Origin of the sequence: Microcoleus sp. w2-18bC1 (assembly GCF_036700365.1) — a bacterium.
Classification (GTDB): Bacteria; Cyanobacteriota; Cyanobacteriia; order Cyanobacteriales; family Microcoleaceae; genus Microcoleus.
The window spans coordinates 92,553-111,396 of sequence record NZ_JAUBOS010000005.1 but is presented as its reverse complement, the minus strand read 5'-3'; the positions used below and the strand labels follow the sequence as shown (position 1 = coordinate 111,396).

Here is an 18,844-nt window from a genome sequence, read left to right as displayed (position 1 = left end):
CGGTTATTTTAATCAGCTTGTTGCTCCTCAACCCTATTTATTGTTAATTCTCAATCCAAGCTTTGAGCAAATATTTTTAATGCTTTGACATCCTCTGATGAGATATTCCCCTCAATTTCCTCATTCTGAAATCGCAGAATTTCACCTCTACCATCTTTCGCAGTAATTGTAAGTGTTTTTTCTTGCTGCCAAATACGATACCGCTCTCCCTCAAGAAATGTACCGCCTTCGGGTATTTGTCTGCCGTAGTTCCTTAAGACTGTTTCCGCAGTTTGCACAATATCTAGACTATATTCATATAACAAAATATCACTCGCAAATTTGGGCATACCTGCTTTTTTTTCCAAAAATTCAACTAATTCAGCAACAGTCTTCGGAGGTTTTTTGTACCTTTCCGACTGTTGCCGTAATAATCTCACTATTAAGTCCGGGTATTCGTCAAATAGCTCGCTCATAAACTCATCAGGTGACAGCGATTTGATGTTCCAAGGAGCTAAATCCTTTTCTTTGAAATCCGCTAGATTGCTGGTAACAATGACATCAGCCTTGGCTGTTACAGCAGCAAGAACATGGCGGTCTTTAGGGTCATTTTTCATGATTTGCTCTAAGCCGACAGGTACTTCAATTATTGCTTCGGGAAAGGCTGCATTGATTTCCGCTTCAAGATGGATTGCTTTCTCCTGGCATAATATCCCTTGGCGGACAAGGTTGCTCATTGCTTCATCAAGGATTTTCTGCGACCAATAGGGTAAATACAGACCAGCCTCGGCGGTGGAAAGCAGAGTATCGCGCAGATACATAGGAAACAGGACACAAGCATCGAGGACAACACTAAGCTTAGACATATTAATGTTGGAATTATTTCTATGCCTCGTATAAACCAGCTTCTTCGGTCATCTCGATTAGCCGATCCAAGTGTTTGCGACGTTTGTTGTCTCGATGTTCTTTATATAAAGTTAAATCCTCCAAACGAATACGTCTATGCTTTCCTACTTTGATACAAGGAATTTCTCCCTGGTCTAGTAACTTGACCAGAAATGGTCGGGATACATTCAGAATATCAGCAGCTTCCTGTGTTGTCAGTTCGTGATTGTGAGGTACTAGAGAGATAGCTTGACCTGATGCCATTGCACGCACGACCTGACGCAAAATGCTGTAGACTGATTCAGGAATTACTATCTCTTCTCCGTTACTTCCCACTAATTTTGGTTGTGCAAATTCGTGGCTGAGAATCCGATCTAATTTTGCTATTTCTTCTTGTTTTTGTTCGGGAATCAAAACTGACTCAAGCGATGCTTTTTGGTTCAACATAATTAATCTCTTTTTTGATGTGATTGTTTTTGAAGCACAGAGTAAATATGGTGGTATAAGTTGGTATAATCAGCGGTTTAAACCGCTGATTATACCAGACCCCGTTTTATTGGTCAGCAGACAGAATCTGCGATCGCGGAAAACCTGTACAGCCATTGCTGGAAGGGTATGTAAGTATTTGGCCAGCATATACTTGGTTGTTTCCTTCACGATAACACTTACCGTGCCCTAAACGCAATATCCGAAACAAACGAAATATTCAAATTCCCAAAGGGGACAGTTCGATCGCCCGAAATTCCCCATCCCGACTCAAGACGGATGCCGCGCAGAGGTACAATAGGACGATCGCATTCCCCAACTCCCACCGTGATAGAGCGCTACACTCTGCCCGAAATGGGTAACATCAGATAAAAAACAGTAAAAAACTAGAAAAAGGTTTATTGCAAGCTGGTTTTCGGCCAGTAGCAAGTGTTGAAATCAATGGTGCTTTTGTTTCAAGATGAGCATCGATCGCCCAAAAATAACGGATAATGACACTATCGCCAACATTGAGGGGAAAAAGATGACTTCTCAAACGATCGAACTTTTGGAAGATTTGCTAGGCAAGTTACAACACTTACTCCCGGAAAATCAGCAGCTTCTGTTAACTTTTGCAGAGTTTTTGCTGGAACGACAGATGCGATCGAACCCCGAAAACACTTCAGTTGAAGCTGAACCTCCTCCTGGGCAACAACGGGTTTTGGGCCTGCATCAAGGGATGGGCTGGATGAGTGAGGATTTTAACGAGCCACTTTCTGATGCGTTTTGGTTGGGTGAAGCATGAATATTTTGCTGGATACCCACGTCTTGATTTGGCTGGCGATCTCTCCCCAAAACTTATCGCAACAAGCGACGAATATTATCACCGATCCCACTCATACTTTATTTACGAGCTTGGTTAGTATTTGGGAAATGCAAATTAAGCTTCAGCTTGGGAAGTTAACACTGAACGTGTCCTTAACTGAATTGATAGAACGCCAGCAGCAAGTCAATGGATTGCAAATTTTGCCGATCGAGCTAGCTCATATTTTTGCATTAGACACATTGCCAAATGCTCATCGCGATCCATTCGATAGACTCTTAATTGCTCAAGCCGTTGTGACTCAAATGCCTATCTTAAGTATTGATGCTGTATTTGACAGCTACCCAGTACAAAGATTGTGGTAAAGCGATCGGTTGAATAGGCTTTAACTTAATAATCGGCGATCGGTAAAGAATATCGCACACAGAATCAGAAATCGGGTTTTTACCGAATCTGCCGACAAGAACGAAGTATTTTCTCCAAAAACCCGGTTTCTGGGCTCCTTGGCTCTTGCACCCCCACACAGATGTACAATAAGACGATCGCATTCCCCAACTCCCACCGTGATAGAGCGCTACACTTTGCCCGAAATGGGCAACATCTGGACTGAAACCGCCAAACTGAAAACCTGGCTGCAAGTAGAAATCGCTGTCTGCGAAGCTCAAGCCGAACTCGGCTACATCCCCGCCGCCGCAGTCGAAGAAATCAAAGCTAAGGCTAATTTTGACCCGAAACGAGTCCTCGAAATTGAAGCCGAAGTCCGCCACGACATGATCGCATTCTTGACAAATGTCAACGAATATGTAGGCGATGCCGGCCGCTACATTCACCTCGGCTTAACCAGTTCCGATGTGCTCGATACCGCTTTGGCGCTGCAATTAGTCGCCAGCGTCAATATCTTGTTAGAACGTGTCGAAGAATTGAGTCAAGCTATTCGCTATCAGGCTCAACAGCATCGCAATACCGTCATGGTTGGCCGATCGCACGGAATTCACGCCGAACCCATCACCTTTGGCTTTAAACTAGCAGGATGGCTGGCAGAAGTCTTTCGCAGCCGCGCCCGATTAGTGAATTTGCGATCGTCCATAGCAGTCGGCAAAATCTCCGGCGCAGTCGGAACCTATGCTAATATCGATCCGCGAATAGAAGCGATCGCCTGTCAAAACCTCGGACTCGAACCCGATACCGCATCCACTCAAGTCATTTCGCGCGATCGACACGCCGAATACGTCCAAACCCTAGCACTTTTAGCAGCATCGATCGAGCGTTTTGCAGTAGAAATCCGCAACCTGCAACGCACCGACGTTCTCGAAGTCGAAGAATTCTTTGCCAAAGGGCAAAAAGGCTCATCTGCCATGCCCCACAAACGCAACCCGATTCGATCGGAAAGACTGACAGGAATGGCGAGAATCGTCCGCGCCAACGCCGTCGCAGCCTTAGAAAACGTAGCGCTTTGGCACGAACGAGACATCTCTCACAGTTCCGTAGAACGGATGATTTTGCCCGACAGTTCTACAGTAACTCACTTCATGTTAGTAGAAACCACAGACTTAGTAAAACACCTGCTAGTCTATCCTGAAAATATGAAGCGAAACATGAACCTTTACGGCGGAGTCATCTTCAGCCAGCGCGTGATGTTAGCCTTAGTAGAAAAAGGCACCAGTCGCGAAGACGCCTACAAAATTGTGCAATCTTGTGCTCACGAAGCTTGGAACAAACCGGGCGGCAATTTCTACAATTTAATTGCTAAGGACGATCGGGTAACAGCTAAGATGACGACCAAAGAAATTGATGATTGTTTCGATCCGCAGTATCAATTGAGGCACTTAGATTTAGTCTATCAGCGCTTGGGAATTTAAAAATTTTTTGAATTTCCTACTAAAGATACAAGATGGATCGTAATCCTTCATCTATTTCTTCCTGTAAATCCTGTGGTATTGTGCCAATGCACTCAATTAAAAACGTTTTGTCCACAGTAAAAAGCTGAGAAATATTAGCCACAGAGTCCTTGGGTAAACCTGTGGCTTTACTCGGTAACGAGACATTACCTGGTGCTTCCGCTAACCGCAGATTAGAAGTAATGATGACGACGATTACAGTGCTAATCCGACTCTGAGTAAAAGTATTATCCTGAACAATTAAGACGGGACGACGATATCCAGGTTCTGAAGCAATTGGAGAGGGTAAGTTTGCCCACCAAATTTCTCCGCGATACATTACCAATCCTCATGGGGTAAGGACATAAATTGCATTTTTGCCAAGACTGGATCTAGTTCAGAGGACTCTTCAGAATAGACTTGATTTAGTTTGCTCAAAATTCGATCGCGGTTGTGTCGCCGCAGATACGCCTGCAATGCTTTTGTATAAAGCTCACTGCGTGATAACCCTAACTGACTAGCCAAAGCCTCGGCTTCTTCAAAAACTAAATCTGGAAGTGAAATTGCAGTTTTCATAGCTCCCCTTGCTGTCACGGTGACATCATAATATTGGTTATAGCATAGAAAAACGACCTCAATCTACTTTTTAACACTCACAATCCCAACAGCTATGAAATTTAATCGTTTTGGAAAATACTTAATCGCATTTATGCTAGTGTTGCTATGTGCGATCGGTCTGCACCATATAACATTTGTCCGCGCCCAGGAGCCGCCACAAGTGCAAATTACCCAACCAGAATCAAACCCAGTAGTACCTGAAAGTATTTTCATGAGTCAACTTCCCCCTTCGGCACGACTGGTTGACATCCGCACCGTAAATCCCAACATTCGCCTCGATATCCGATACGCCACTACTAACAATTTTTTGAAACGAAAGCTTTACCCTATATCGAAATGCGCCTTGAGAAGTTCTGTTGCTCAACAGTTAGGGTTAGTTCAAACAGATTTGGAAAAAATTGGATTGGGTTTGAAAGTTTACGATTGCTACAGACCTTTCTCTGTGACTAAACAAATGTGGCAAGCTTGGCCAGATCCGCGCTATGTTGCTAATCCTGCTAGGGGTTCGCGGCACAATCGCGGTGCTGCTATTGATTTGACTTTAGTCGATCGCACTGGCAAAGAATTAGAAATGCCTACACCTTACGATGATTTTACCGAAAAAGCTCACGGAGATTATCAAGGCGGCAGCGCCGAATCTCGGAAAAATCGTCAAGTGCTTAAGGATGCAATGAAAAAACACGGATTGATGAGTATCACAACTGAATGGTGGCACTTTGATTCGGAAGATTGGCAGAAATTTGCGATTCTTGATATCTCGCTGGGGGCTATTCCTTAATTATACTATTTATTAATAGTCGCAGATACAGGTAGGGCACGGCAGTGCCGTATCCCTAGCTATATCAGGAAAATTATCGCAATTTTACCGAAAATTCGTATTCGTATCCTCGGAAATTCGAGTCTAATTGTAATGTGTAATTGCCTGTTACTGGCACTTTTCCACTCCACTCTGTTTCATTGCCTTGATAAGGATCTCCGGCTAAAAGTTTGCCGCTAGGAGTTATAATTTGCGGGAAAACATCTTTCCGATTCCTAACAGTCATTGTTTGACCTTTTCGGGCGCGAATCCGGTAAGAATGGCTGCCGCCACCAATAATTCGACCTTTGACGATCGCATTATCTCCTCCTGGCCGAAAACTAATCTGCTGGTTGACGTTAGAACAACTGCTTTCGGTGCGGTTTTTGGCAATCCAACCGGGTGGATCGGTAATTCGCAGCCAACCGTTTTGTTCTTCGGCGACTGAAACAAAGGTATTATTTTTAAGTTTTCCTACTATGTTGCTGCCCCTTACTTGCGGGATTGATCGCACATTTAGCGGTGGATTCGGATCGCTGACTACAGCCATACTGATTTTGCAACCCGAATTTGGCGGTGTGACAACTACTGGCTCAACTTTTGGCCCAGAGGCTTCTGCAACTAGCGAGGATTGAACAGCCGGGGTTTTTGCCGGTTGGGGTGGGGATTCCGGAGATTCTCCAGCCGGGGTTTGTGCTTGCAGAGATTTTGGTTGCCGAGATTCAGGGTTGTTCGTCGGCCCTGCAATCTGGTTTCTGGTGGATGCGGGCGATTCAGCAAGGGGAAGATCGGATTGTTTCATCGCACCCGACTGTATAGTGGCAACAGCCACTCCCACCGCTGTTGCCACTCCTGCTAAGCTTACTGTGATGATCTGAGCCTTCGTAAATGACATAAAAAACCCTCTCTGTATCTATACTAATAATTTTTGTTTGGGAGTTGGGGCGATCGCCAGTTAATTTACAGTGGAAATACCTAGTGCTGCCCACAGGGTCATTCGATTTTAGATTTGAGATTTTGGATTTTGGATTGACTTGCACGAGATAAATTCGGGGGCTTGAGGATTTTAGATTTGAGATTTTAGATTGATTCCACGGATAAATCACGTGGCGGGTACCATCAAGAAATTTTTGGTCAGGATTTTTAGATAAAATTTCAGATCCATAATTGTCGCAATAATTTGAGTCAATATATACTGGACGCCTATACTGATGGTAATCTTGCTCTGGGTTATTTGCGCGCAAATTTGCGAAGGTCAGCGTTCAGCGCGAGGTACATAAAATGTCAAAATTGATTCCTCTAAGATTACAACCGCCTCGCGATCGATTGTTGGAAAAGGTGAAGCAGGAAGTCCAAGCAGGGCTCGCGCAGTCTTTGCACGCCGCTGTACTGGCTAACCTCAGTCAAGACTCGTCGCCAACGGGTGTTAACCGCTGTTGGGATGTGGAAGTGAAAGCGGGCAACCGTCCGAGTTTTCGGCTTCCTCCCAAAGCAAGCATGGCTAAAGTGTTCGATCGCGCCGGCGGCAAATTGGTAATTTTGGGAGCCACGGGTGCAGGCAAAACTACGACGCTGCTAGAATTAGCTCGCGTGTTAGTTTCCCGCGCCCAAAAAGATGCTAGCTTGCCAGTACCAGTGCTGTTTGAACTCGGATCGTGGAAAGCAGAATCCGGGGCGATCGCCGATTGGTTAATTGCTCAACTTCAGTTCAAATACGGCATCTCTCCTGCAGTGGGCAAAAAATGGCTTGCCGAACAACAATTGCTGCCTCTCCTCGACGGCTTAGACGAAGTAGAAACCCACCGCCAAAATAGCTGCATTCAAGCAATCAATCAGTTTGTGGAAAGCGAATTTAAACCCAAACATTTAGTAGCTTGCAGCAGTTTTGAAGCTTACAAAAACTGCGAAACTAGATTTCGCCTGCAAGCAGCAGTTTTGTTGAAACCTTTAAGAGAAACTCAAATTCAAAATTATCTGCTAGAAGCCAGAAGCCGCGAACTTTGGTACAGCATTGAACACGAGCCGGAGTTGTTAAAATTGGCAAAAGTTCCCTTGCTTTTGAGCATGATGGCTCTGGCTTACGACGATATTTTAATTGAAGCTTGGAAGCGCATAACTTCCGCAGAAGAACAGCGCAAATATCTGTTAACTGCCTATATTCGCCATCAAATGACCGGGCAAGTCAAGCAGTATCCCAGAGGTAAGGAACTGCGGCCCGAACAAATTCGCCACTGGCTGGGATGGTTGGCCAGAAGGATGGAACAGCAAGGAATTCAAGAATTTTACCTCGATCGCATACCCTCTAGCTGGCTGCAAACAGAGGAGGAACGGCGCAAGTATCAGTTTGGAGTTAAGCTGCTTGGCGGGCTGATTTGGGTGATTTTGGGATTAATTGCCACCTTAGTCTCCGGGTCGATTTGGGGAATAATTGCGGGTGCTGTTGCTGCGGTAATTAGTGCTTTGTTGCCGGGAATTCCGGGGATTGAAAGTTTTATATTGCGCCTGGTCTTGTGGTCTAAGGGCTACATTCCTTGGGATTACAGGCGTTTTCTCGATGCTGCCACCGATCGCTTGTTGCTGCAAAAAACGGGCGATCGGCGCTATCGATTTATTCACAATTTATTGCAAAAACATTTTTCTGAAATCTAAATGCCGGAGCTTGACAAAAACAAATATAATGGATGTAACTGTGAAGGAGATTCCAATACTCGACAAGCAAAAGGAAACTCAATGGCTGTAAAATTCATTCTGAGCGAATACGTTGACAAAGCAATGGCTGAGGCTATGTATGACAAACTTGAAGATCGTAGCTTTGTTGGGAAAATTCCTGTTTGCAAGGGAGTCATCGCCTTTGGTTCAACTTTAAAAGAGTGTCAAAATGAGTTGCGATCAACTTTGGAAGACTGGATTTTGCTAGGGTTGAAATTGCGACATCGAATGCCCGTCATTGACAATATTGATTTAAATCAGGAGCCTAGCCTTGAGCCGTTGGACACCTTGTAAGCGTCGAGAGTTCATCCAGAAATTACAACAGCTAGGCTTTTCTGGCCCTTTTTCTGGAAGTAAGCACCAGTTTATGATTTATCAGGAGTATCGCTTAACGATTCCCTCTAATGATGAGTATTCTGTTCTCAGCTACGGATGATGATTCGAGAGGCCGAGGAGATTATAGAAAGGGAAATTACTCTTGAACAATGGAATACCTTGTGAACTAACACATACTCATCCCAAAAAAGTTTATGGTATTTTTGCCATTTGAAATAGCTGTGACGCCGTAAATTCTAATCCATCAAACAGTGGATCTGTTAATAGGGTATCTCCCATATAAGTCTGCGGTGCTGCATCGGGGTAAAAAACTGTAATGCTTCTCGCCTTGCTATCTACTACCCAAACCCGCAAAACCTTAGCATCTAAATAATCTCTCGCTTTAGCAGCTAACTGACCGAAAGTTTGTTCGGGTGAAATAATTTCTATGACTAATTCGGGGACTACAGGACAGGCTTCATCTTGATTCCAGTCGGGAGATAAGCGTTCGTAAGAAACATATAAAAGGTCTGGAACTGGCACCCAGTCTCGCCCCAGTCTGGTTAATCTTACCGCCCATTCTACACCAATTTCTCCCCGTTCCTCACCCCACTGTTCGAGGAGTTTTATTAGGCTTCGGGTGAGGCGAGAATGAAATTTTTTAGGTGACATCTTCGGTACTGCTTGCTCGTCAATAAGTTCGTAGGTAATATCGCCTTCTCCTTCGGGAAGAGCGAAAAACTCTTCCAGAGTTAGTTGAGTTTTTGTCTGGAGCATAATATTCCTCTGCTGTGGGCAGGCAAGTTAGTATTATTTTAACTTAAATATTTATTGACATAATACAAATGTTATGATAAAGATTGGCAAAATCTTAGGTTTTAACTGCCGAATTTGCGATCGACTCCTAGATCGACACCCCCAAAAGGTTAAGATTCTAATCTGACCCTCCTGCAATCATTGCTTCACCTCCTATGGCAGAAACCTTATTGTTCAACGCCCTCCGCGAGGCGTTAGACGAAGAAATGGCCCGCGACTCCGCCGTATTCGTACTCGGCGAAGACGTAGGTCAATACGGCGGTTCCTATAAAGTCACCAAAGACCTCTACAACAAATACGGCGAACTTAGAGTGCTCGACACCCCGATCGCCGAAAATAGCTTTACAGGCCTAGCAGTAGGCGCAGCAATGACGGGACTGCGGCCGGTCATCGAAGGCATGAACATGGGCTTTTTGCTGCTGGCCTTCAACCAAATTTCCAACAATGCCGGAATGCTGCGCTACACATCGGGCGGCAACTTCAAAATGCCAATGGTAATTCGTGGGCCTGGTGGCGTGGGCCGGCAACTCGGCGCGGAACACTCCCAGCGGTTAGAAGCATATTTCCAAGCAGTACCGGGTTTGAAAATAGTCGCCTGTTCGACTCCCTACAACGCCAAAGGACTCTTAAAATCAGCTATCCGGGACGATAACCCCGTTCTGTTTTTCGAGCACGTTCTTCTTTACAACCTCAAAGAAAATTTGCCAGAAACAGAATATTTAGTGCCACTGGACAAAGCAGAAATTGTGCGATCGGGCAAAGATGTCACAATCGTGACTTATTCCCGGATGCGGCACCACGTCTTGCAAGCCGTGCCCGCACTGCTAAAAGAAGGTTACGATCCAGAAGTAATCGACCTAATTTCTCTCAAACCCCTGGACATGGAGACAATTGGCGAATCCATTCGCAAAACTCACAAAGTAATCATTGTAGAGGAGTGCATGAAAACAGGAGGCATTGGTGCTGAACTCATTGCTTCGATTAGCGATCGATTTTTTGACGAACTCGACGCACCAGTTTTGCGCCTGTCTTCACAAGATATTCCCACACCTTACAACGGCAATTTGGAAAGACTGACCATTGTCCAGCCCAATCAAATTGTCGAAGCCGTCCAAAAAATGGTAGCTTTGCGAGTATAAATAGTGATTAGTCAGTAGTCATTGGTTGACTGTTGACTGTTGACTGTTGACTGATGACTGTTGACTGATGACTGATGACTGATGACTAAAATCTGCCAACCGTCAACTGCCAACTGACAACGGCTAACTCACCAATGACTAATAATTAAATATGCAAAAACAACGTTCCCTATTAGCCCTAATTTTTGTTTTAATCATCGCCGCTATTACTGTAATAGTAACAATTCCGACGCGGCTGGGATTAGACTTGCAAGGAGGGTCGCAACTCACAATTCAAGTAAAAACTACGCCCACAATTCCCAAAATTGACCAGGGAATGTTAGAAGCAGTGCGGCGGATTGTCGAAAACCGCGTCAACGGTTTGGGTGTTTCCGAAGCATTAGTCCAAACAGTAGGAGAAGACCAAATTCTCGTGCAGTTGCCCGGAGTAAATGACCCGCAGCAAGCAGAACGAGTTTTGGGCGGCACGGCAAAGCTAGAATTTCTGGAACAACTGCCTGGAACAGAAGCACAATTAGGCATTGAAAGGCAGTTGCAGCAGGAATTGCTGGTCAAACAAGCAGAATTGAAAACCAGCCCTAATGAGGCAGCAATTAAAGAAAATCAGGCTGCTTTGAAAAGAAGCAATGAGGCGATCGCCAAACTCTTCAAAAGCAGCGGACTCGGTGGCGAAAACCTCAAAGACGCTCAACCTCAACCCTTGGCCTCTGGGAACAACTGGAACGTTGCTCTTGTTTTCGATACCAAAGGAGGCGAACTCTTTGCCCAACTTACTAAAAATTTAGCAGGCACCGGACGCAGTATCGGTATTTTCCTAGATGAAAGAATGATCAGTTCTCCAGTCGTCGGCGTTGAATTTGCCCAGACAGGAATTACTGGTGGGAGTGCCGTAATTCAAGGCAACTTTACAACGCAAGAAGCCAACGATTTGGCAGTGCAATTGCGCGGTGGTGCTTTGCCTGTGCCAGTCGAAATTGTCGAAAACCGTACTGTTGGCGCTAGCTTGGGTAAAGACAGCATTCAAAGCAGTATTAACGCAGGTATCGGCGGCTTGATTTTAGTCTTGATTTTCATGGTTGCCTACTATCGACTCCCCGGCGTAATTGCCAATATAGCGCTGTTAATTTATGCTCTGTTAACTTGGGCAGCTTTTGTGCTTTTGGGAGTGACATTAACGCTGCCGGGAATTGCTGGTTTTGTACTCAGCATCGGGATGGCCGTGGATGCTAACGTGCTGATTTTTGAGCGCACGCGGGAAGAGTTGCGGGCGGGGAAATCGCTTTATCGATCGGTCGAATCGGGTTTTTACCGCGCTTTTTCCAGCATTTTAGACGGCAATGTCACAACAGTTATTGCTTGTGCTGCTTTGTTTTGGTTAGGCGCAGGTTTAGTTAAAGGGTTTGCTGTAACTCTGGGATTGGGCGTAGTAGTGAGTATGTTTACTGCGCTCACTTGCAGCCGCACTCTGCTGTTCGTAGTATTGAGCTTTCCAGCATTGCGGAAACCTCAGTGGTTCTGTCCCGATTTGTCGAAAACTGCTAATAGTTAACTGTTGACGGTTGACGGTTGACGGTTGACTGTTGACTGTTGACTGTTAACAGACTACGTAAGGTACGCACTCGGTAAGGTACGCATTGCCCACCCTACATTGAGAAGTTTTTCTTCCTTCTTTCCTCTTCCTTCTTTCCTTCCTCTTCCTTCTTCCCTCTTCCTTCTTCCTTCTTCCTTCTTCCCTCTTCCTTCAAATTATGAAATTCAGTGTAATCAAATATCGATCGCTCTGGTGGAGTATTTCCGCCGCTATAATCCTCGCAGGTATAGTGTCGATGGCGATTTCTTGGAGTCGTCCCGACATCCGCGCACCGCTGCGCCCAAGTTTAGATTTTGTCGGTGGCACTCGGCTGCAATTTGAACTCGACTGCACGAAACCGGAAAATTGTAAACCCATCGATCTTGCGGCTGTCCGCGAAGTCCTCGACGCCCAAGGTTTAGGCGGCAGCAGCATTCAAGTTATCGGCAAAGAACAGCGCGGTTTGTCACTGCGAACAAAAACTTTGGATGTCGAACAGCGGACTAATTTGCAAACAGCTTTGAGCGAAAAAATAGGCACTTTTTCTCCTCAATCTACTCAAATCGATACGGTTGGGCCTACCCTCGGTAAACAATTATTTACTTCGGGATTGTTGGCTTTATTCCTTTCCTTTGCTGGAATTACGGTATATCTAACGTTCCGGTTTCAGTTGGATTATGCCTTTTTTGCTTTCGTTGCTCTATTCCACGACGTGTTGGTTACTCTTGGTGTTTTCTCGTTTTTGGGTTTAGTTCAAGGAGTGGAAGTTGACAGCTTATTTGTGGTCGCTCTCTTGACAATTATCGGTTTTTCTGTTAACGATACAGTGGTAATTTACGATCGCGTGCGCGAAGTAATCAAGCTAAATCCGGGACAGTCGATCGATCAAATTGTCGATGATGCGGTCATGCAGACCCTAGGAAGGTCGATTAACACGACGTTTACCACGCTGCTGACCTTGTTTTCAATCTTTTTGTTTGGCGGCGAAACCCTCAAATACTTTGCTTTAGCATTGATTGTCGGTTTTATTGCGGGTGCGTATTCGAGTATTTTCGTTGCCAGCACGCTGCTAGCTTGGTGGCGCAGTCGCACCGGCCACTCTATCCCCGTCCCCGCAGAAGGAATCAACCAGTCAGAGGAAGTTTAGTTGACTGTTAACGGTTAACTGTTGACGGTTAACTGTTGACTGACTAATAATAAATCATTAATAACAAATGACAAATAACAAATGACAAATGACAAATAATATCATGTCCGATCGAGCGATTAAAAGGGCGGGTTTTGGAGATTGTCAATTATTGGCAGATATTTTTCGTGAACTCGCCTCTAGCTTATTAGGGGTAATCGACCGGACATAATATAACAAATAACAAATAACAAATGACTACTGACCAAACTTTTCAAATTGAAGTCCAAAGGCTTCACAAACTAACAGTTTACGGCCGCTGGTTAACAGTGATATTGCTATGGATTAGCGTAGGTTCTTTGAGCATTTGGGGTTTGCGCCACGAAATCGCTTTGTGGTTAGAACACTTCACTTGGGCAGCAGTGCGCTATGGTTTATCTTTTCATCGCTGGCCCACTCTCGGTTTAGGTTTGTGCTTGGGGATGACTTTGGGAGTGCTAACTTGGCAAAGTCGCAATATGGTGCGAGGATTGCCCCTGCGGGAAAAACAGGGTTTGGAACAACAAGTTCGCCGCATTCGCCAACAGGGGCCGAGTCATCCTTTGTGGAAGTGGGTTTGCAAAGGTTCGCGGTAGCCGACGGGCCTTATTCTTTACTCTCAACCCAGAGGAACGAAAGTTTGACAAGAAGCGATTTCAACAGCCGAGTTCCTAACTTTTATTGCTTCTTCCTTCTTCATTCTTCATTCTTCCTTATTCCTTCTTCAGACTTCCTTCGGACTGACATCCGTTACATCCGTTACATCCGTTACATCCCGTACATTGCTCGTTGCCGAACTTCCTTCTGCCATATCACGCAAAGCGAGGCAAAATCTGTGCTAGGGAAGACTGTTGAAGCGGAATTTCGATCGCAAATTCTGCTCCTTTTCCCGGTTCCGAAAAGCACTTCAATGTGCCGCCGTGTTGGTTGACAACAATTTCATAGCTAATCGACAGTCCCAAACCCGTTCCTTGGCCGACCGGCTTAGTAGTAAAGAAAGGGTCAAACAACCGCTTCCGAACATCTTCTGTCATCCCCGGGCCGTTGTCAGAAATTTTAATTATTACCTTTTTTTTCTCAATTAACTCTGTGCGAATCCGAATCGTAGGAATCAGGCGGGTAGACTTAGAAACTGATGATTGAGTCTTTGTACTAAACTGCTTTTCTTCGCCTGATTGCGACTTATTCGCGCTTTTTTTATCAAAAATTTCGTGTTTATTAGACTCAACAAGAGCGTAAATTGCATTAAGTAAAATATTCATAAATACCTGGTTGAGCTGTCCGGGATAGCACTGCACCAGCGGCAAGTCGCTGTATTCTTTGTAAATTTCGATCGCCTCCTGCCCCGGTTTCCCTTTAAGCTGGCTTTGCAACAGCATAATGGTGTTGTTGATACCGTCGTGAATGTTGACCTGCTTCATTTCAGCTTCGTCTAATCTGCAAAAATTACGCAGCGACAAAACGATGTCGCGCACTCTTTCTGCACCTTGCTGCATAGAATTTAAGACTTTCGGCAAGTCTTCTAGCACATAATCGAACTCGATTTTTTCTGCTTCCGCTTCAATTGCTGCGATGGGTTCGGGACAGTGCTGTCGGTAGATGTCGAGCATCCGCATTAAACCTTGCGTGTACTCTTTAGCGTGGTGCAAATTGCTGTAGATAAAGCCGATCGGATTGTTGATTTCGTGAGCTACTCCTGCTACTAACTGCCCCAAAGAAGACATTTTCTCCGTTTGAATTAGTTGAGTTTGAGTGCGCTGAAGTTCCAGCAGGGCAAGTTCGAGCTGTTGGGCTTGATGTCTCAATTGTGCTTGCGACTCGCGCATCGCCACGGTTGATAACTCGTGAATTTGCAACTGAGAAAGCAGTAGTTGGTGTACGTCTAAAAGTTTGTAAATTTCCGGTTCTACTTGTACTACAATTGGTTCGTGGATTAGTTCGGGCGATCGCTCCAAAGACTGCCGCACTGCCATCATAATTGAGGTTTCGCGATCGAGAACCAACATATCAGTTTTAGTAAAGCGGTAGAGTATGAACAAAGGCTGTTGAGAAAATAACTCCAAGCTGTAGGGGCGGCTCATGTGTTCAAAATAACGCCGCCGCGAAATCATCCCTATAAACTTTCCTTGCTGAGTGATGATGATGCCCGGAACTAAAGGGTTTGCTTGAAAAATTTTAGCAACTTCGTCCCCTGGACACTCAGATTCTAGGAGAAAGTCGTACAGGGTTAATTCCTGTAGAGTCGATCGCAAACCAAGCGGCGATTTTAGGGGACTCAACCCGTCAGTTTCATACACTGCTCCCTCCTTTGGTAATTGGCAGTTGCGATTGGCTGCTGGAGTCTTGCCTACTATTTAGAAGGCTTTTTCAACTCTTTTTATAGCTTAGTCATCAACTTTCCTCTGCTCCCTCGAATCCAGTTAATTCAGCAGGATTATTTTTTGCCTTAAATCGAGCTGGTGTCCCCCGAAACGATATTGCAGGTTAGATTGATTTAACAGCCGACACCCCTTTGAAGCCTGACTATGTATTGAGTTTTATATATCCAAGATTTTACTAATCCGAATATAACAGTCATAACTATTTTTAATGTTTGATGACATTAATTTGGTTCAGATGGATAAACATCTGCGACCTGTGGCAGTACATTTCGTATTACCCCTTGCGTAAAATTATATTACAATAAAACAAGAATAGTGACAAATCGGCAGCCGATCGCCCGATTTTAAAATTCAGGCAAAACAGGTTTCCGGCAATTGCTAATAAATCTCAATTGTCAGTTTTTTGGCACAAATGCCGATCGCACTCAACCCGAATATTGTATTGTAGGTAGTCTCCAAGCCAGGGAGACCCCATGGCGAGCTATTTGTCAAGTTCGGCAGCTTATACTTTAGCCATATCGAGACTCCAAAGCTTCACCAACGAACTTTTTCCCAGCCGATCTTAAAGTTGTGCGATCGCAACTAAAACTCATGCTCCACACATTCGCTTAATGTTCCTTAAAAATTTGCACAAAAGTACCGTCGGGCAACCAACTTGATATTTAAATTCTGTCGCTGGAAAATCAGAGACGGAGAATCAAGAGGAAGCAGAAGGAAATAATTGTATTTTACCCGACTTTTCTCCAACCTCCACTTCACTTTGAGGAAGTTTGTTTGGTTGCGATAATCTTTCGATCATTATTACTTCTCCTCCCCCTTGATTTTAGGCAATTCTCATTAGAAACTCTAAGATGTTGATTTGAGGAACCTCCGGGGGTGGGGTTTGGTTGGGCGATCGCACTGAGCTAAATTGGAATGACATTTGAGGAAAGTAAGCGACGGTTTCCATGTGCGGTTTCCCGAACTAGAGGTGGTAATTGTATACACGGCGGGACGATCGTACTTTCAGTACAATGTCAGTATTTCAACCTGTACACCTGTTGAGTCTGAGTCTCTGAGAGTGTAAAAGTCGCTCTCATCCTTTCGTTGTCGGGATTGGAGGTTTTTCAAGGGTGGGGCGGTGCGAGGGCCAGAAGCAGACAGTTAACTAAACGGCACAAGGAGACAGGGACAGATGGGATAAGCCCAGAAGCGAGAGAGTGAGAGAATTTTCATCATCATACCTTCATAAAATCACGACAACAGCACCAAGATCACCCAAAAGAATGATTGATTCAAAAAAAGTTGCGTGTTATATTTCAATATAATTCTATACAAAAATACTTTTACCTAAAAGGAGAACAAAAAATGGACACACCTACAGATCGCGAACAAGAACCTGTCGGGACAAGAGAACTCGAATCAATACCTGTATCTGAAAAAGTTTCTGCCCAAAAAGTTACTGAGGTTAATTTTGAAACGACTCCTTTAGAAACCCCCGCTTATACTCAGCAAAAAGTTAGCGTCGAGGAGGTGAAAATTAACGGCGACGATTTGGTTGCTAAAGTTAAAGAACTGATTCACGAAGGAAATATCCGCCGCATCATTATTAAAAATGAAGAGGGACGGATCTTAGTAGAAGTTCCTTTGACAGTGGGAGTAGTCGGTGGAGTAATCGGTGCGGCATTGTTTCCAGTCATTGCAGCAGTAGGAGCGATAGGTGCATTAGTCGCTCACATGACCATCATCATTGAAAGAACAGAATAAAAAAAATTTAGTTGTTAGTAAGGCTCCTGTCCGGTGAATATCCCGTAATCAAGCTTGTTGGTAGTGAGTACGACTATCCTCTGTTGATTGATGAGAAAAAACTTGTCTTTATTACTAAAAACTTAATTATGGCTATCTAACCGGACTTAAACACATTTCAAGCACAAACGGGCTTTATAAATATAGCACTCCTAAATGAGTCGTAATTTTTTTACGACTCATTTAGGAGTGCTATATGCTTGCACACTAAGCAGTATAAATAACTCATTTAGCCGATATTCTTTGTTGAAGTACGGCTAATCCTATCCCTTTGGGGCGTTGCTGAATCACTCTGAGGGTAGAGCCTGGTTAATACCTTAACGAGTTACATTGGATACAAATGAAGGAAAAACCAAAAGTTCTCTAAACTCCCTAAGCTAAAAGCTGTTAAGCATTTAAACTCATGAGCCAAACACCCAACGCTTACACCTGAATTTTGACACTAAATCAAAATAAGTGATTTAAATGCTCAACAGCTTAGCTCAAGTTTTCAAAGCAGAGCATCTCCTACAGACAAATATTTTTTGAATAGTTGTGCCCAAGATAATTATGAAACCTAACGAAGAAAATAGCTCTAGCCGTGAAATTCATCAAGAAGTTCACACCGATGCAACTAACGGTCACGTCAGTACAACGCGAACCACTACAAATGTTCCGAGTACAACGGGTAAGGCTTCTAAAGAAGCAGCTCATCACCAAGGTTATGTACAGGGTGAAATGGCCGAAAACCACCGCCAAGTTGGAGTCCAAGAAGTCCGCGATAACGAGAATGCTGGTCGCGGGTTACTGTTAGGGCTTCTTTTGGCTTCTTTGGTAGGCTTAGTTCTCGGCAGTGTATATTACTTCAATCGGGGTGAGGAGGCTCCTACTCCTACCGCTGCTCCTGTGATTGTTGTACCGAAAGCGAATCAGCCTTCAGCAACACCAGCTCCGACTCGGACTATAGAGAGAGAAAAAACGATCATTCAAAAGATTGTTCCGGTTCCGGTTCAACCATCTCCAGTTCAAAAGGCTACGCCGACTCCTCAACCAAGTCCCGCTCAACAGGCAACTCCGACTTCTCAACCAAGTCCGGCTCCCAATATCAATATTACAATTCCAAATTCACAGCAGCAAGATGCACCCGCTCAACAAGCAGCGCCGTCTCCATCTTCGCCGTCAAATAATACCAATACTACGGTTCCGAATTCGCAGACGGAGCCAGATTCCACTCGACCAACTCCAGCACCTGAGAGTTCAGCTACTCCATCTCCAACTCAAGATGATGGTGCTTCTGGAGCAGGTACCAGCGGTCAAACTAATACCGAAAGCCAGAGCGATTCTAATCCTAGAGATACGGCGGTACCTGATAGCAACTCCGGCGCAGAGGGTACGGCTGGTTCACCGCAATAGAAGTTGGATGTCGAATTAGTCCGCCTGGGGTTCAAACCCCAGACTCATAGCTAAAGTCCTTTAAAGCTGATATCTTGCACCATTGTCAGCAACAGGCTTTCCGGCCTGTTCCACAAAATATAAATTTTA

General features: G+C 44.6%; 20 protein-coding genes. 12 read left to right on the top strand and 8 right to left on the bottom strand.

Annotated elements, in window-relative coordinates; all coding sequences use genetic code 11:
* Positions 1 to 50 precede the first annotated feature (50 nt).
* Both QT979_RS05465 and QT979_RS05460 read right to left on the bottom strand, forming a co-directional pair.
* Positions 51 to 845: a PIN domain-containing protein gene (locus tag QT979_RS05465; RefSeq protein ID WP_333308531.1), complete on the bottom strand. Its 795-nt coding sequence runs from the start codon at positions 843 to 845 to the stop codon at positions 51 to 53.
* Between the two features lie 19 nt (positions 846 to 864).
* On the bottom strand, positions 865 to 1,311 hold the full coding sequence (locus QT979_RS05460) for a helix-turn-helix domain-containing protein (RefSeq protein ID WP_333103939.1): 447 nt from the start codon (positions 1,309 to 1,311) through the stop codon (positions 865 to 867).
* 562 nt (positions 1,312 to 1,873) lie between these two features.
* On the opposite strand from QT979_RS05460, the gene QT979_RS05455 reads away from it, so the two are divergent.
* From QT979_RS05455 to purB, 3 genes are all read left to right on the top strand, one after another.
* The gene (locus tag QT979_RS05455; protein ID WP_333211029.1) at positions 1,874 to 2,134 is read left to right on the top strand and encodes a DUF2281 domain-containing protein; all 261 of its coding nucleotides are present in this window, start codon (positions 1,874 to 1,876) and stop codon (positions 2,132 to 2,134) included.
* Positions 2,131 to 2,517 carry a type II toxin-antitoxin system VapC family toxin gene (locus tag QT979_RS05450; protein ID WP_333308529.1) on the top strand — a complete coding sequence of 129 codons (387 nt, stop codon included), beginning with the start codon at positions 2,131 to 2,133 and terminating at the stop codon, positions 2,515 to 2,517. The genes QT979_RS05455 and QT979_RS05450 overlap by 4 nt, the downstream gene beginning before the upstream one ends.
* Before the next feature lie 198 nt (positions 2,518 to 2,715).
* Positions 2,716 to 4,011, top strand: coding sequence for an adenylosuccinate lyase (gene purB / locus QT979_RS05445; RefSeq protein ID WP_333308527.1), 1,296 nt, complete (start codon positions 2,716 to 2,718; stop codon positions 4,009 to 4,011).
* Positions 4,012 to 4,030: 19 nt separating this feature from the next.
* On the opposite strand, the gene QT979_RS05440 is transcribed toward purB, so the two are convergent.
* On the bottom strand, positions 4,031 to 4,369 hold the full coding sequence (locus QT979_RS05440; RefSeq protein ID WP_333308525.1) for a type II toxin-antitoxin system PemK/MazF family toxin: 339 nt from the start codon (positions 4,367 to 4,369) through the stop codon (positions 4,031 to 4,033).
* Positions 4,369 to 4,605: a hypothetical protein gene (locus tag QT979_RS05435; RefSeq protein ID WP_333149307.1), complete on the bottom strand. Its 237-nt coding sequence runs from the start codon at positions 4,603 to 4,605 to the stop codon at positions 4,369 to 4,371. Before QT979_RS05435 ends, QT979_RS05440 begins: the two co-directional genes overlap by 1 nt.
* 94 nt (positions 4,606 to 4,699) lie before the next feature.
* Between QT979_RS05435 and QT979_RS05430 the strand changes: the two genes are divergently transcribed.
* A complete protein-coding gene (locus QT979_RS05430; RefSeq protein ID WP_333211038.1) occupies positions 4,700 to 5,425 on the top strand; it encodes a M15 family metallopeptidase in 726 nt (241 codons plus the stop codon).
* Positions 5,426 to 5,498: 73 nt separating this feature from the next.
* Here the strand turns inward: QT979_RS05430 and QT979_RS05425 are convergent, their stop codons facing one another.
* Positions 5,499 to 6,338 (bottom strand): SH3 domain-containing protein, encoded by an 840-nt coding sequence (locus QT979_RS05425; RefSeq protein ID WP_333308523.1) that lies wholly within the window; start codon positions 6,336 to 6,338, stop codon positions 5,499 to 5,501.
* Positions 6,339 to 6,724: 386 nt separating this feature from the next.
* Between QT979_RS05425 and QT979_RS05420 the strand changes: the two genes are divergently transcribed.
* Together QT979_RS05420 and QT979_RS05415 are read left to right on the top strand one after the other, a co-directional pair.
* Positions 6,725 to 8,092 carry an NACHT domain-containing protein gene (locus QT979_RS05420; protein ID WP_333308521.1) on the top strand — a complete coding sequence of 456 codons (1,368 nt, stop codon included), beginning with the start codon at positions 6,725 to 6,727 and terminating at the stop codon, positions 8,090 to 8,092.
* An 81-nt stretch (positions 8,093 to 8,173) separates the two neighbouring features.
* Positions 8,174 to 8,446 (top strand): type II toxin-antitoxin system HicB family antitoxin, encoded by a 273-nt coding sequence (locus QT979_RS05415; protein WP_333211043.1) that lies wholly within the window; start codon positions 8,174 to 8,176, stop codon positions 8,444 to 8,446.
* A 234-nt stretch (positions 8,447 to 8,680) separates the two neighbouring features.
* Here the strand turns inward: QT979_RS05415 and QT979_RS05410 are convergent, their stop codons facing one another.
* Entirely contained in the window at positions 8,681 to 9,244 is a 564-nt protein-coding gene (locus QT979_RS05410; RefSeq protein ID WP_333211045.1) for a Uma2 family endonuclease, read from the bottom strand.
* Positions 9,245 to 9,438: 194 nt separating this feature from the next.
* On the opposite strand from QT979_RS05410, the gene QT979_RS05405 reads away from it, so the two are divergent.
* The 4 genes from QT979_RS05405 (at position 9,439) to QT979_RS05390 (ending at position 13,753) form a co-directional block, all read left to right on the top strand.
* Positions 9,439 to 10,422 (top strand): alpha-ketoacid dehydrogenase subunit beta, encoded by a 984-nt coding sequence (locus tag QT979_RS05405; protein ID WP_333308519.1) that lies wholly within the window; start codon positions 9,439 to 9,441, stop codon positions 10,420 to 10,422.
* Positions 10,423 to 10,573: 151 nt separating this feature from the next.
* Positions 10,574 to 11,971: a protein translocase subunit SecD gene (gene secD, locus QT979_RS05400; protein ID WP_333308517.1), complete on the top strand. Its 1,398-nt coding sequence runs from the start codon at positions 10,574 to 10,576 to the stop codon at positions 11,969 to 11,971.
* A 199-nt stretch (positions 11,972 to 12,170) separates the two neighbouring features.
* Positions 12,171 to 13,139 (top strand): protein translocase subunit SecF, encoded by a 969-nt coding sequence (gene secF, locus QT979_RS05395; RefSeq protein WP_333308515.1) that lies wholly within the window; start codon positions 12,171 to 12,173, stop codon positions 13,137 to 13,139.
* Positions 13,140 to 13,372: 233 nt separating this feature from the next.
* Positions 13,373 to 13,753: a hypothetical protein gene (locus QT979_RS05390; protein ID WP_333211055.1), complete on the top strand. Its 381-nt coding sequence runs from the start codon at positions 13,373 to 13,375 to the stop codon at positions 13,751 to 13,753.
* A gap of 216 nt (positions 13,754 to 13,969) precedes the next feature.
* Here QT979_RS05390 and QT979_RS05385 read toward each other — a convergent pair whose 3' ends face one another.
* Positions 13,970 to 15,454, bottom strand: a complete 1,485-nt coding sequence (locus tag QT979_RS05385; RefSeq protein WP_333211057.1) for an ATP-binding protein — start codon at positions 15,452 to 15,454, stop codon at positions 13,970 to 13,972.
* 907 nt (positions 15,455 to 16,361) lie between these two features.
* Entirely contained in the window at positions 16,362 to 16,487 is a 126-nt protein-coding gene (locus QT979_RS05380) for a hypothetical protein (RefSeq protein ID WP_333169341.1), read from the bottom strand.
* A gap of 398 nt (positions 16,488 to 16,885) precedes the next feature.
* Here QT979_RS05380 and QT979_RS05375 point away from each other — a divergent pair, with 398 nt between their 5' ends.
* A complete protein-coding gene (locus QT979_RS05375) occupies positions 16,886 to 17,284 on the top strand; it encodes a DUF4342 domain-containing protein (protein ID WP_015175606.1) in 399 nt (132 codons plus the stop codon).
* 588 nt (positions 17,285 to 17,872) lie between these two features.
* The gene (locus tag QT979_RS05370) at positions 17,873 to 18,715 is read left to right on the top strand and encodes a hypothetical protein (protein ID WP_333211059.1); all 843 of its coding nucleotides are present in this window, start codon (positions 17,873 to 17,875) and stop codon (positions 18,713 to 18,715) included.
* Positions 18,716 to 18,844: the final 129 nt, after the last annotated feature.